The sequence below is a fragment of the Pirellulimonas nuda genome (genome assembly GCF_007750855.1).
Lineage (GTDB): Bacteria > Planctomycetota > Planctomycetia > Pirellulales > Lacipirellulaceae > Pirellulimonas > Pirellulimonas nuda.
On sequence record NZ_CP036291.1, the window covers coordinates 4594818 to 4609616 of the forward strand.

Annotated in this window: 9 protein-coding genes; 8 read left to right on the forward strand and 1 reads right to left on the reverse strand. The window is 67.9% G+C overall.

The features are described from left to right. The first annotated feature begins 45 nt into the window (after nucleotides 1–45). The 8 genes from Pla175_RS17915 to Pla175_RS17950 all read left to right on the forward strand — a co-directional run bounded on the left by Pla175_RS17915 (nucleotide 46) and on the right by Pla175_RS17950 (nucleotide 12845). Nucleotides 46–723, forward strand: a complete 678-nt coding sequence (locus Pla175_RS17915) for a hypothetical protein (RefSeq protein ID WP_145288297.1) — start codon at nucleotides 46–48, stop codon at nucleotides 721–723. Beyond that, nucleotides 720–1184, forward strand: a complete 465-nt coding sequence (locus Pla175_RS17920; RefSeq protein ID WP_145288300.1) for a carboxypeptidase-like regulatory domain-containing protein — start codon at nucleotides 720–722, stop codon at nucleotides 1182–1184. Before Pla175_RS17915 ends, Pla175_RS17920 begins: the two co-directional genes overlap by 4 nt. Nucleotides 1185–1242: 58 nt before the next feature. Then, nucleotides 1243–4551 carry an alpha-amylase family glycosyl hydrolase gene (locus tag Pla175_RS17925; RefSeq protein ID WP_145288303.1) on the forward strand — a complete coding sequence of 1103 codons (3309 nt, stop codon included), beginning with the start codon at nucleotides 1243–1245 and terminating at the stop codon, nucleotides 4549–4551. 10 nt (nucleotides 4552–4561) lie between these two features. Further along, nucleotides 4562–6127, forward strand: coding sequence for a hypothetical protein (locus Pla175_RS17930; protein ID WP_145288308.1), 1566 nt, complete (start codon nucleotides 4562–4564; stop codon nucleotides 6125–6127). A 23-nt stretch (nucleotides 6128–6150) separates the two neighbouring features. Beyond that, nucleotides 6151–8130: a glycoside hydrolase family 13 protein gene (locus tag Pla175_RS17935; RefSeq protein WP_197526952.1), complete on the forward strand. Its 1980-nt coding sequence runs from the start codon at nucleotides 6151–6153 to the stop codon at nucleotides 8128–8130. A 193-nt stretch (nucleotides 8131–8323) separates the two neighbouring features. Further along, nucleotides 8324–10498 (forward strand): extracellular solute-binding protein, encoded by a 2175-nt coding sequence (locus Pla175_RS17940; RefSeq protein WP_145288312.1) that lies wholly within the window; start codon nucleotides 8324–8326, stop codon nucleotides 10496–10498. A gap of 151 nt (nucleotides 10499–10649) precedes the next feature. Next, entirely contained in the window at nucleotides 10650–11495 is an 846-nt protein-coding gene (locus tag Pla175_RS17945; protein ID WP_145288316.1) for a sugar ABC transporter permease, read from the forward strand. A 291-nt stretch (nucleotides 11496–11786) separates the two neighbouring features. Beyond that, nucleotides 11787–12845, forward strand: a complete 1059-nt coding sequence (locus Pla175_RS17950) for an ABC transporter ATP-binding protein (RefSeq protein WP_145288319.1) — start codon at nucleotides 11787–11789, stop codon at nucleotides 12843–12845. Nucleotides 12846–12957: 112 nt separating this feature from the next. Here the strand turns inward: Pla175_RS17950 and Pla175_RS17955 are convergent, their stop codons facing one another. After that, nucleotides 12958–14709 carry a PQQ-dependent sugar dehydrogenase gene (locus Pla175_RS17955; RefSeq protein ID WP_145292147.1) on the reverse strand — a complete coding sequence of 584 codons (1752 nt, stop codon included), beginning with the start codon at nucleotides 14707–14709 and terminating at the stop codon, nucleotides 12958–12960. Nucleotides 14710–14799: the final 90 nt, after the last annotated feature.

The following is a 14799-nucleotide window of genomic DNA, read 5'->3' on the forward strand; positions in this document are numbered from 1 at the left end:
CTCGAACGCACCCCCTTCCTACCCGACAACACGACTGCCCCAAACATGATCAGGTCCTTGCCATCGGTTTGCTTCGCCTGCTTGCTCGCCGGTCTGACCGCAGCGGTCGGCTGCGACTCGGCCGAAGACAACGCGGTCGTGACCGGCGTGGTGACCGTGGACGGCGACCTGGCGCACCGCGGGTCGGTGACTTTCCACCCGGTCTCCGGCGGCCCGCCGGCCACCGGCCGCGTGTTCGACGACGGCAGCTACACGCTGCGGACCGGGCAGGGGGACCGCAAGACCCCCGAAAGCGGAGACCTGGCGCCGGGAGAGTACGTCGTGACGGTGGTCGTCACCGGACCTTCGGGCGACTCAGAGCGGCCGGGGGGCCCGCCGATGCCCGGGCCGCGTCTGATGGCGGACAAGTACGCAACGCCTGAAACCAGCCCATTGAAATTGACGGTCAAGCCCGGCCCGAACGTCTTTCCGCTCGAGCTCGAACGCGTCGGCGCCGAGGACGCGGCCGCAGTAGCCGGACCCGCCGCGTCGGACGGCGACGCTGCCGCCGGCAGCCAGGGTTCCGGCAATGAGCCGGCCGCGGAGACTCAACCCCAACAAGGCGACTCCGACCCAGCGCCGGCGTCGAAACCCGCCCCAGAGCCAGACAAAGACGCACAGCCGGAATCGGGTGAGACTAACGCCGCTCCCGCGGGCGACCAGACGGAGGCGCCAAAATCTTGAACCACAAATCTGCTTGCTGCCTGATGCTTGGGATAGGGTTCGCGGCCGCCGTCGGCTGTGGCGGCCCCTACGACTCAAGCGTTTCTGGTTCTGTGCTGCTCGACGGCAACGCCATCGAAACCGGCACCGTCTCGTTCATCCCCATGTCCGGCGGGCCCGCGGCCTACGCCCGCATTGGCGCAGGGGGCGAGTACACCATCCGCACCGGCCGTGAAGATGGGCTCCCCTCCGGCGAGTACGCCGTGACGGTGGTCGCCCACGAACCGTCGACGGTGCTGCAAACGGCCGACGGCGGGCCCCCGCCGGCGGGAAAGCTGCTCACCCCGGAGTGGTACCGCTCCGCCGAGTCTTCTGGGCTCAAGTACACGGTCACGCCCGGCCGGAACAAGATCACGATCGAGCTCTCGACCGAGGCGCCGCCGGGCTGGAAGCCCAAGCCGCCTACGCGACGACGCCGTTAGCCGTCTGCTGCGGGTTGTACTGTCTCTCGGCTGCGTTCGTTCCCCAAAGCTACAAGAGATGCGCCTTTACTCAATCACCGCCGCCCTGCTGATCGCTTGCGTCGCGTTGCGCGCAGCGGCTCAAGACGCCTCGGCTCCGGCGTTCTTGCAGCTCTTCGAAGCGCGTTGGCAAACCATTGAGAACCGCACCCCCGACATCTTCGCCGCGGGCTATGGCCGGCTGTGGCTGCCGCCGCCCGCCAAGGCCGACTCCGGCGGACTGAGTGTTGGCTACGACGTGTTCGATCGCTTCGATTTGGGCTCGCCGCGCAACGAAACACTGTACGGCACCGAGACGGGACTCAAGACGCTGGTCGAGCAGGCGCACCGCGCGGGCCTGCTGGTGAACACCGACTTCATCCCCAACCACAACGGCTTTAGCGACGCCAGCACCTTCGACAACCGCGGAACCCCGGGCGACACGTCGGACGACATCACTTTCTTGCAGGCCGGCGGATACCCCGGCTTTGTGCTCCGGCTCCCGGACGATATCGACGGCGACTTCCACGGCGCGTTCGAGACCGACGAGCAGACCTTCCGCCTCTCGGGCCTGATCGATATCGACCAGGGCAAGAACCATCAGTTCATCCGCCACCCGGTGGACGCGAGCAACCCCGACAACATCCCGGCCGGCACGGCGGGCATCTTCGGCCGCGCGCCGGCCAACGTCCCCAACCTGGAGAACGCGCGCTTCTACCCCGACCGCGACGCCGGCGGGACCACGGTGTTCGACCCGAGGCTCGGCCAGAACGTCACGCTCTACGACTACAACACGGCCGACCCGCTGTCGGGCGACGCCGTGACCGAGAACGCGTTAGGGGTGGTGCTGCGCAGCGCCCGCTGGATGGTTCAGGAGATCGGCGTCGACGGGTTCCGCATCGACGCGGGCCGGCACTTCCCGCGTTACGTGATGGACTACCTCGACCAGGCGCTGTTCCTGACGAAAAAGGAGCCGCTGCTTGATGGATCGCCGCAGCACGTTTATTCCTTTACGGAGGTGGGCTACGACAGTTTCGCGTTCCAGCAAGATTTCATCCGCAAAGACATCAACAACGCCAACCTGGGACAAGTCGGCGGCAACCGCGACGCGCTCGACTTCAACCTGTTCGGCGCCCTCAAGCAGAACCTCACCTCCAACGGGCTGGCCAATAACTGGCACTCCATCCGCAACGCCAGCATCGACCTGAACGACGACGGCTTGAACAACGGCAGCCAAGGCGTGGCCTTCGCTCAGAGCCACGACGAGTCGGGCCCCTTCCTACAGAACCTAGCGTACGCCTACACGCTGATGCGGCCCGGCAACGCCATCGTCTACGCCAACGCGCTGGAGTTCGGCGACGGCCGCGACTTCCCCCAAGACGGCAAGGCCGACGCGCTGGGGGGGTTCTACGGCGACACGATCACCACCCTGGTTGAGCTGCGCAACTCCCACGGCCGGGGCGACTACCGCGAACGCTGGATCGACGACGCGTTCAACCCCAATGGGTTCTCGAACGTGCTGATCTACGAACGGTCGAAGTCGGCCGTCGTCGGACTGAACAGCCGCAACGACGGCGTCGTCGAGACCCGCACGGTGCAGACCGACTTTGCCCCCGGCACGGTGCTCGTGGAGCTCACCGGCAACGCGGCAGACCCCTCGGTTGATCCGGGCGGGGCGATCGCGGACGCCGTGCGTGTTGACGCCCAGGGGCAGATCCCCGTGAGCATCCCCGGCAACGACCCCACCGGTCGGGGCTACGTCATCTACGGCGTCGCCGGGCCGCAAGGGAGCGTGTCGCTGAGCGGCGCCTCGGGCGTGCTCGCCGGCGCGACGCCCTCGGCCGGCAACAACGGCCTGGCCCGATTGGCGGACATCGCCGTGGTGACGGGGGGCTCGTTCACCGTCCGCCTCGACACGGCCGCGGTTACGCTGCCCGCACCCGCCGGCGAGGCGAACCCGGTGCGGGACTCCCACGCCGACGGCGACACCGCCCTGCTGAAGATCAACGGCGGGATCGACCTGAACGGCAGCGGCGCGGTAGATGTCGTCACGCCGGGTGATGTTGCGTACGGATTTGAGAACTTCACCCTCACACGATCGCCCGGCTACGTGTGGCAAGATGGTCAGAACGTAGGAACCGGCGTAGGCGTGTACGAGCAGTCGATCGACGCCACGCAGCTCCCCGAGGGCCGCAACTACCTCACGGTACGCGCCTTCCGCCACCGCGACGCGGCGACCGGCGGCGACGGCGGCCCCGCGGTCTTCACCGATTTCCGTCAAACGGTGTACGTCGACCGCCTGCCCCCCGAATCGCGCGTGGTGAGCTTCGAGCCGTTCGCCAACGACCTCGGCAACCCCGACAACCGCGACCTGATCGTCGAATCGGTCGACAAGACCGCTTCGAACGTCCACGTCTTCTTCAACCTGGGCGCCGCGATCACCGACCAGCAGGTGCTCGACCTCGTGTCGCTGGGCCAGGGACAGGCGGGCTACTACGACCGCGACCAGTGGGTCTCCGGCCGAACCGGGGTGATCTCCGGCGCCCACGCGGTGACGGTGGTCACGTTCGAAGAGACCGGCAACCGCAGCGTGCAGCGTTTCGCGGGGCTGCTGGCCGAGACGAACCTAGGCGCCGGGTTCGGCGACCTCAACGGCAACGGCGTGTTCGAGACCTCCGACGTACGGGGCCTGCAGGGCTTTGAGCGTTTGCTGCAACGTCAAAACCAGAACTTCAACCCCGCCGCCGACCCCAACGCAGACGGGCTGATCGACGGGCGCGACCTGCTGCTGCTGGAGGACTACCTGGTCGACGGCGGCGCCAGCGCCGCGGTGCTGGGCGAGTTCGACGGCGTGCTCCGTCGCCGCGCCGACCTCGACGCCGACAGCCTCACCGGCACGGCCGACCTCGAGCTGCTGTACGCGAACCTTGGCTCGGACGCCTGGGCGTTCGACATCGACGCCAGCGGCACGGCCGACCTGACCGACGCCCGGCTGTTCGTCACCCGCTTGGTGCGGACAGCGCCGGGGGACTTCAACCTCGACGGCGTGGTGGACGCCGCGGACTACACCCTGTGGCGTGACGGTTTGATCACGGCAGACGGCGACTTTGACGGCGATGTCGACGCGGACGACTACGGCGTGTGGCGGTCCGCGTTCGGGTTCGGGCGGCAGCCATTGGGCGCTTTTGGCGCGGTGGGCGCCGCGGTCCCCGAGCCCCGCGCCTGGATCGTCGTTTGGCTAGTAATTATTGGTTTCGCCGCAGGCACGCGGCGACGGCTTCTGGACGGAATCCATCCAACACGCCGAGCCCGGGGCCTGGGCCCTCGGCCGGCAACCCCTCTCTCGTAAGGATCAGGCTATGACTGGGAAACTCTCGCTGCTGATCGTCTTGGCCGCAGCGCCGGCGTTGGCGCAGCCCACGGTCGATGGTTCGCTCACGGGCGACACGTCGTTCTACGGTTCGGCCCTGGCGACTCAGGACACCCGCACCGGCTTCGGCGACGCCAACAACCCCGACGCGATCATCGCCGGCGGCGGCTCCGAACTCGACGGCGTGTTCGCACGCATCTCGGGCGACCGGCTCTACGTGATGGTCACCGGCAATCTCGAGGACAACTTCAACAAGCTGAACGTGTTCATCGACTCCGGCACCAGCGCGGGCGTCAACCAGCTCAACGGCGCGGCGCTTCCGGCTGGGCTCGACGGGTTCTGTTGCGGCGGCTTCGCGCCGCCAAACGGCAACAACACCACCGGCACCGGCGCCCTGCAAAGGATGAACGGCCTGGCGTTCGACTCGGGATTCACCGCCGACCGGCTGTTGATCATCACCAACGGCGGCGAGACGGTGAACCCCGGCAAGGTCGATAGCCCCGGTACACCCGGTGAAGCCGGATTCTGGGCCGTCAGCGCCAGTTGGGCCGACCTAACCGACGGAACGGCGGGACGCGTCGGCGGGCTCGGCATGCAGCTTGCCCCGGGCGGCGCCCCCCGCGTGCTGCGCGACGCCGGCGGCGCGGCGAGCGGCGACTACAACAACGACGGCACGGTAAACGCCGCGGACTACACGCTGTGGCGTGACAGTGTCGGCACCACGAACGTGCTGCAGAACGACCCCACCGGCGGCACGATCGGCCAGGCGCAGTACGACACCTGGAAGGCGAATTTCGGGCAAACCGGCGCCGGCGCGGGGACGCTGGGCGACTACCCCTTCAAGCCGAGCGGCAACCCGGGCAACACGGCCGACCTGACCAGCGCCTTCACCCTCACGGGCTTGGGCCAGGGAGAGCTGATCGACCGCACGTACGCCCTGGGCGCCGGCGGCTGCACGAGCGACGCGGGCGTCGATTGCAGCGCGCGGGAGTTCGAGTTCGCCCTGAACGTCGACCCCGCCGAGGTGGGGCTCGTTGATCCGGCGATGAACAACTCCAGCAGCCACCGCAACTTCAACAACTTTGTCGACCTGCGGCTAGGGTTCAACAACAGCAACACGGGGGGCGTCACCGGCAGCGGCGACGACTTCGCCCTGACCGAGATCGACACGCCGGCCGATGTCAACACCGGCATCGAGTTCAGCGTGCCGCTCAGCCAACTCGGGACCCTCGGCAGCGAGGTCCGGCTGGCGATCATGATCGGCGGAGGCAATCACGACTTCTTGTCAAACCAAGTGCTGGGCGAAGGGGGCGGCGTGATCCGGTTCCTTGAACTGATGGATCCCGGTACGACCGCGGGCAACATCGGCGGTTTGTTCTTCGGCGCCTCGCCGCTGGGGAGCTTCGTTGACCTGCCGGGCAACCAGTTTGTCCGCGTCGCCGTGCCGGGCGCCGGCGTCGCGGCCGCCGGCGTGCCGGAGCCGAGCGCGCTGACGCTGCTGTGCCTGCTCGGGGCCGCGGCCGGCGTAGGCCGGCTACGCCGGGCGGTCGCCTGAACCACGTCAACCAGAGCCTCAACGTGCCGGACTACGCCGCGATGCAAACGTCGAGATGCGTGTTAGCCGCCGCGGCGCTCCTCACACTGGGGTGCGGCGAGCCCGCGGCGGAGGCGCCCCGCAAGGCGACCCCGACAGCCGCGCGGCCGTCCGACGCCCCGCCCGGAGCAGAACCGACCGACCCCCTCGACCCAGCCGTGCCGGCATGGGCCGAGGGGGTCGTCTTTTATCAATTGTTCCCGGAACGCTTCCGGAACGGCGACCCCAGCAACGACCCGACGCACGCGTCGCTTGAGTTCCCCGACGTCATTCCGGGCCCCGACTCCGACACCCCGTGGTCCGTCACCCCGTGGACCAGCGACTGGTACGCGCGTGCGGACTGGGAGCAGGCGCTTGGCGACAACTTCTACGAAAACGGCGTGTTCCACCGCCGCTACGGGGGCGACCTGCAGGGGGTGCTCGACAAGCTGGACTACTTGATGGAGATGGGCGTAGGCGCCATCTACTTCAACCCCGTGTTCCACGCCCGCAGCCTGCACAAGTACGACGGCGCCAGCTACCACCACGTCGACCCCTACTTCGGCCCCGACCCCGATGGGGACCTGGCGATCATCGCCCAAGAGACCAGCGACCCCGCCACCTGGCGATGGACCGCGGCCGACGAGCTGTTCAAGAAGATCATCGTAGAAGCGCACCGCCGCAAGATGTGGGTGATCGTGGACGGCGTCTTCAACCACACCGGGCGCGACTTCTTCGCGTTTGCCGACCTGCGAGAGAAGCAGCAGCAGTCGCCCTACGTCGACTGGTACATCGTCGAAGCATTCGACGACCCGACGACCGAGCCGAACGAGTTCCGCTACAAGGGGTGGTGGGGCGTCGACACGCTCCCCGAGTTCGCAGACACGGCGGACGGCAAAGACCTGCACCCGGGCCCCAAACGCTACGTCTTCGACGCCACCCGCCGCTGGATGGACCCCGACGGGGACGGCGATCCCGACGACGGGATCGACGGCTGGCGGCTCGACGTCGCCGCCGAGGTGCCGATCGGCTTCTGGCGAGACTGGAACGCCCTGGTCCGCCAGCTCAACCCGCAGGCTTACACGGTGGCCGAGTTCTGGGACGATGGCTCTGCCGACTTCCTGGCCGAAGGGGGTTTCTCGGCCACCATGAACTACCACGGCTTCGCCTTCCCGGTGAAGGGGTTCTTCATCGACGGCGTGCTGCCGGCCAGCGAGTTTACCGAGCAGATTGAAACGCGCCGCGCGGGCCACCCGCCCCGCCGGCAACTGGCGCTGCAGAACCTGATCGACTCGCACGACACCGACCGCGTCGGCTCAATGATCGTCAACGCGTCGGCCGACCGGCCCTACCTGCGGCCCGACCGCTTCGACTACGACGTCAGCGAGCGGGTCTCCCCCAGGAACTGGAGCGAGTACAACGTCCGCAAACCAACCGAGCAGGAGTTGGCCCTGCAGCGCCTCATCACGCTGTTCCAGATGACCTACGTCGGCGCCCCGATGATCTACTACGGCGACGAGGCGGGGATGTGGGGGGCCGACGACCCCGGCGACCGCAAACCCATGCTGTGGGAAGACCTGCGGTACGACGACGAAGGCGCCGACCCGCTCGGCCGCCCACGCGAGCCCGACCAGGTCGCGGTCGACTTGAAGCTCCAGGCCTTCTACGCCGCGGCGTGCAAGCTACGCGCCGGCTACGAGGCGCTGCGGCGTGGCGATATCGAGGTCGTCGCCACGGACGACCAGCATTCCGCCTTCGCGTTCCGTCGCACGCTGGGAGACCACCAACTGATCGCTACGTTCAACCGCGGCGACAAGCCGTGGAAGCTGGTCCTTCCGACTCCGGCCGGGAGCTGGCTGGTGGAGGTGTTCACCGCGTCTGGCTCGCCCGAGACGGTGAGCCTCAAGCAGACCTCGGACAACGCGTGGGAACTAGTCACCCCGCCGCGCGACGGCGTGGTCGTCCGCCAGGTCGGAGGCAGTTGACTTGCTGGGCGACCACCGCAATGCGCATCGCCCCCGCGGGCCCCATCGGGCGCCATGCAGCAAGGCGCGCCGCGCGTGGGGGACCCGGGCCACTCCTGTTGCTCGGCTGCTTGCTGGCCTGCTCGCCGGGTGGTTCGCTTGTGGCCCGTCCGCCGCGGCCGAGCGTCCCACCGTCGTCACCCTGTGGCACCAGATGCGCCCGGGCGACGCCGAGGTGCTGGAAGCGCGGATCGCTGCGTTCGAACAGCAGCATCCGCGGGTCCGGGTCCGCTCGCTGTACAAAGAAACCGAAGAACTACGCAGCGGCCTCGAGTCGGCGGTGCTGGTCGGCCGGGGCCCCGACGTGGTGTTCGGCCCGTCGGACGTGATCGGCGTGTACCACACCATCGGCGCGCTGCGCGACCTGGCGGAGTTCTTCACCGCCGAGGAGCTCGCCGACTTCGACCCGCGAGCGGTGGTGTCGCTCCCCGCCAAGGAGTCGCCCGACCGCGACAACCTGCTGATGCTGGGGGACCGGTTCGGCAACCACTTGGCCCTGGTGTACGACCGCCGCCGCGTGCCGTCGGCTCCCAAGAGCACCGACGAGCTGGTCGCTCTCGCCGAGGCGAACACCATCGACGCCGACTCCGACGGCCGGCCGGAGCGGTACGGGCTGGTGTGGAACTACCGCGAGCCCTTCTTCGCGGTGCCGTTCCTCACCGGCTACGGCGCTTGGGTGTTCGCCGACAAGCGCGAGGACGGCCGCCCCGTGCCGACGCTCGACACGCCCGAGTCGGTCGCCGCGTACCGGTTCGTTTCTGGTCTGCGAGAGAAGGGGCTGCTCCCCAGGTCGGCCGACTACGAGGGGGCGGCGAGCCTGTTCCTGGAGGGCAAGGTCGCCATGCTCATCGACGGCGATTGGAGCTGGCAGAAGTACGCCTCCGCGCCCGGCATCGACGCCGCGGTCGCGCCGCTGCCGGTGGTCAGCGAAACCGGGCTGCCGATGGCGCCGATGGTCGCCCCACGCGGGTACAGCCTCACCGTGGCCTCGGCCGGCGCCGGCCGCGACGCGGGGGTCGACCTGATCCGCTTCCTGATCAACGAAGACTCGCAGCGGATCGCCCTCGAGGAGCAGCGCACGGTCCCCTCCCGGCTCTCGGTGCGGGCCGAGGCCCGCGAGCTGAACGACCCGATCCTGACCGCGTCGCTCGCGCAGTTGGAGGTAGGCCGCTTGATGCCGACCGACGTCGAGCTGCGGGTCATCTGGGACTCCATGCGGCCCCACTACCAGTCGCTGATGGCCGGCCGCATGACCCCCGAGCAGGCGGCGGCCGCTATGCAGGCCGAAGCCGTGAGCAACATCCAGCGGCTGCTCGTGCCGGTGGCCAAGGACTGGAGCGCGCTGCCGGTGAAGGTGATGGGCGTGGCGTCGCTCGCGGCGCTGGCGATCGCGGCGGTGTGGGTGGCGGTGCGGGTGACGCGCGACTTCTCCCGCAACCGGCTCGCCTACCTGTTTGTCGCCCCCTCGGTAGCGCTGATCTTTGCGACGGTGCTGTTTCCGTTGGCGTACAACATCGTGCTGTCGTTCTCCAACATGTCGCTCTCGCGGTTCCACGACTGGGAAGTGGTGGGCGTGGGCAACTACGCCGACATCTTCTTTGGGCGCCAGTCGGGCGCATTCTGGGGAGTGCTCGGCAAGACGATCGCCTGGACCGTGATCAACGTCTTCTTCCACGTGACGCTCGGCGTGATGCTGGCGCTGGCGCTCAACGGGCCGATCCGGGGCAAGCCGATCTACCGCCTGCTGCTGGTGATCCCGTGGGCGGTGCCGGCCTACATCACGGCGCTCACCTGGCGGGGGATGTTTGACGCCGAGTTCGGCTCCGCCAGCCAACTGGCGACCGCCGTCAACCGGTGGCTCCCCGGCTTCCTCCAGCTCCCCGAGGTGTGGCTCACCGAGCCGGGGCCCGCGTTCGCCGCGTGCATCATCGCCAACGTATGGCTGGGCTTCCCGTTCATGATGATCGTAGCGCTCGGCGGCCTGCAGGGGATCCCGCAGGAGCTGTACGAGGCCGCCACCATCGACCGCGCCTCGCGCTGGCAACAGTTCTGGAACATCACCGTCCCGATGCTCCGCCCCGTCATGCTGCCGGCCGTGACGCTGGGCGCGGTGTGGACTTTCAACAACCTGAACATCGTGTGGCTGGTCTCCAACGGGGGCGAGCCGAGCGACAAGACGCACATCCTGGTGTCGTACGTCTACAAGGCAGTGTTCAACCTGTACCAGTACGGCTACGGCGCCGCGCTCTCAATGGTGATCTTCGGCATGCTGCTGGGCTTCTCGATGTTGTTCCTCAGCCGCACGCGAGCGACCGAGGGGGTAACTTGAAGATCAATGACCTAGGAGAGTCGACGATGGTCTCTCGCAGAGGCGCAGAGGGGCTCGAACTCTCCGCGTCTCTGCGCCTCTGCGAGAGATCTTTCGTCAGTCATTGGATTTGCCTGCTAGACGTTGAAACTACCTCACTTAGATTCAACTAATGCCCTCACCCAGCCAACGCGACCCGCTCTACCTCAAGCTGCTGCGGCACGCGGTGCTGCTGTTGTTTGTGGCGATCGCGCTGTGGCCGGTGATGGACGTCGTGTCGATCTCGCTCAGACCGGGCAATCAGCTCCGCACCACCCAGTGGCGGCTGATCCCCGAGGGGGCGACGTTCGAGTCGTACGCAGCGCTGTTCCGCGACCACCCGTTCTTGCGATGGGTGTGGAACTCGCTGGTGGTTTCGGCGGCGGTCACCGTCACCGGCGTCGCGCTGGCGTCGCTCAGCGGCTACGCGTTTAGCCGCTGCCGGTTTGTGGGCCGGCGTGCTTTGATGCTGGCGGTGCTGACCACGCAGATGTTCCCCGCTACGATGCTGCTGCTGCCGCTGTACGTGATGATCGCGTGGCTGGGGCTGCTGGACACGTACCTGGGCCTAGTGGCGTTCTATGTGTCTACCGCCCTGCCCTTCTGCGTCTGGCAGATGAAGGGCTTCTACGACACCATCCCACCGGCGCTGGAAGAGGCCGCGCGGATGGACGGCTGCTCGCAGTGGCAGGCCTTCTACCGCGTGGTGCTGCCGCTGGCCGCGCCGGGGCTGGTGATCACGGCGCTTTTCTCGTTCCTGAGCGCCTGGAGCGAGTACCTGGTGGCCGCCCAGGTGCTGCAGAACGAAGAGATGTTTACGCTGCCGCTGGGCCTCAAGAGCTTCCAGGCCAGCATGAGCACCCAGTGGGGCCTATACGCCGCGGCGTCGCTGCTGGTGAGCGTGCCGGTGGTCGTCGTGTTCCTGGTGCTTAGCCGGTACCTTGTGTCGGGGATGACGCTAGGATCGGTGAAGGAATGACCAAGTACATACGCGCTGCTGCGTGAACAAGGGAGAGGTGGAGATGCCTGGGGATTGGGGGATGGGTGAATCAGTCGCATTGGTTGATCAGCTGGGCACGGCTAGTGGGAGAAGCTTGAGAAGACGAATGAGGCATGGAACGAAGTTGGTTCCCCATCACTAGGCCCTGGAAGAAGTTGTACTCTGCACCCAAAAGGCGCACGCACTCACAATCGCCCATCCCCACCTCTCCCGTCATCCCCACCTCTCCCTTCCCGTAAGCAACGCACTAGCTTTCACCCGTCCCAAAAAATGGCCTGCGTCCGACTCACCAACCTGAACAAGCACTACCCCGGCTTCCACGCCGTGCGGGATATCTCGGTTGATATCGCCGACGGCGAGTTTGTCGTTCTCGTGGGGCCCAGCGGCTGCGGCAAGAGCACCACGCTGCGGATGATCGCCGGGCTCGAAGAGGTCACCTCGGGCGACATCTTCATCGGCGACCGACGCGTGAACGACGTCGCCCCGGCCAAGCGTGACGTCGCGATGGTGTTCCAGAACTACGCGCTCTACCCGCACATGACGGTGCGCAAGAACCTGTCGTTCGGGCTGCGGATGCGGCGCACGCCCCGGCCGGAGATCGAGAGCCGCGTCGCCGAGGCCTCTGCGATGCTGGGGCTCGACGCACTGCTCGACCGCCGCCCGAAGGAGCTCTCGGGCGGGCAGCGGCAGCGCGTGGCGCTCGGCCGCGCGATCGTACGCCAGCCCCAGGTGTTCCTGTTCGACGAGCCGCTGTCGAACCTCGACGCCAAGCTGCGCTCCGAGACGCGCACCGAGATCGCTGCGCTCCATCGGCGGCTCGGAACGACGATGATCTACGTCACGCACGACCAGGTCGAGGCGATGACCCTCGGAGACCGGCTGGTTCTGATGCGCGACGGCGTGGTGCAGCAGGCGGCGCCCCCGCTGGAGGTGTACCACCGGCCCGCGAACCGGTTTGTCGCCGCGTTCATCGGCAGCCCCGCGATGAACCTCTTCCCGGGCGGGGTCCGCGGCGGGCAGTTTCGTCCGGATGGGTCGACCAACAGCGTTCCGATGCCGGGCGTGGCGGACGGCCCGGCGGTGCTGGGGGTCCGTCCCGAAGACCTGCTGATCGATGGCTCGGGCATGCCCCTTGCAGAAGGGTCTCTGTACGGCATCGAGCAATTGGGGCACGAGAACCTGCTGCACCTGAACGTCGGCCCAACCCCCTGCGTGGTCCGCACGCCGCTGGCCCCGCCGGGCGAGCCCCCGGCTCGGGTGCGGCTCAGCGTGGGGCCGGGCGCTGTGCACTTGTTCGCCGCGGACGACGGAGGCCGGCGGTTGGCGTAGCGATCCGCCGAGGGCCGGAAGCGTCAGCGCCCGGAGGCACGTCGCGCGTTGCCCCGGCCCCTCCGGGCGCGGGCGCTTCCGGCTCCATTGCGTCCCGCGTTCGTGGCTGCTGCTAGGCGGCTTGGCGTCGGCGGATGCCGAGCGCTGCAATTGCGCCGAACGCGGCCAGCAGCGTCGCCGTGGCGGGTTCCGGCACGGAGGCGGCCGTGGCGGCCTGGGCCGCGGCGGCGAAGTTCGCCCGCCACAGCTCGTACTGCGACTGACCGATCACGCCCCCCTCGGGGTCGTTGGGCAGGGTTCCCGACGGGGCGCCGACGTGGTCGCACCACACCGTGTAATCGGCGGCGTCTACAGCGCCGTCGTTGTTGAAGTCGCCCGGCAGCACCCCCGTGATCGACGCGAGCCGACGGACCATCCCGTCGTGCTTGTTCAACAAGTAGACCTCGCCGTCCGGCCCCGCTGCGATGCGGACGTCGGTCCGGCTGAGTCCGAAGTTCTGGCTCGCGTTCCGGATGATCGCTAGGAGCGTCGTGGGCGAGCCGCCGCGCGTGAGCCGGAGCTCGGAGATCGGGGCCAAGTGGCCGCCGCTGTACTGGCCGACGTTGGTCAAGTCGTCGCGCAGCTCCAGGTCGCCAACGCCGACCGAGTAGAGCGCCCCGCCCTGGGCGAAATCGCCGAAGAGGTACCTCCCGGTCAGCCCGGGGAGCGCCTCGCCGCGGTAGACGGGGCCCCCGGCGACGGCGATCAGGCCGTCCGGCTGGTTGTTGTTGTTCAGGTCGTGGTCGTACTGCGCCACCGGGTAGGTGTATGGATCCGCAGGATGGTCGACCGGCAGGTTGTCCACGACGTTCGCGTTGACCACGCGGAAGGTCCCCTCGCTGACGCTCCAGCCGTAGTTGGCGCCGGCGACCCCCAGGTTGATCTCCTCAACATTGGCCTGGCCGATGTCTGCGATCAGCATCTTCCCTGTCACGCTGTCCCAGTCGAAGTTGTGCGGGTTCCGCAGGCCGTAGGCCCACACCTCTTGAATCACGTCGGCCTGGCCGACGAACGGGTTGTCGCTCGGCACGGTGAAGGGATTCCCCCCCGAGGCGAGCGGGTTGACCCGCAGCAGCGAGCCGTGCGGGAAGCCCTTGCCGCCGCTGCCGGCCGCGTTGATCGAGATGTTTTGCGCGGTGTTGTTGGGGTTCCCGACCCCGCCGCCATCCCCCAGCGCGATGTACAGGTTCCCGTAATCGGGGTCGCCCGGCGCCGCGTTGGGGTTGAACCCGATCTCGCCGACGTTGTGGTCGTTCTCTGGCTGACCAACGCGGATCAGCTCGCGGTACGAGCTGGGGACCACAACGCCGTTGGGATCGACGGACCACTCGCCGATCACGGAGTCGTGGTTGAGCCCCGGGGGCGAGTTGAAGAACTTGGGAGAACCCACGGCCGCCGCAAAGGCGTTGCGGCTGTGGGCGGTGTAGAACTTCCCCTGCCCCGCGGCGCCGGGGGTGTTGAAATCGGGGTGGAACGCCAGCCCCCGCAGGCCCGTCTGGACGCCGATGTTGCCGTTCTGCACCTGCGAGTAGATGTTGAAGAACAGCGTCGGCGTGGGGCTCGCGTCGGTGGGGTTGAACGTGTAGATCGCGCCCCGCTGATCGTACACATAGGCCAGCCCCGGCACGCCCCCGTGGACCAGCCCTTCCAGCCGGGGCGCCTGCCCGGAGCTGTTGGGGATCCGCAGCACGTCTTCTACTTCGACGCTGAAGCTAGACAGCGGGATCGCCGCACCGATCGGATTGCCCGTGGGAAAGTCGGCCAGGAGCGGCCCGGCGATCAGGCACAGCGTTGCGGCAACCAACAGCGGGAGAGGGCGTTGCATGTGCGAGCGAGTCGTTGAAGAAAAGATCTGAAGGGTGCGGCGCCCTGCTGTAGCAACCCTAGTATACAAGCCGGCCGCGGTTAGCGGACG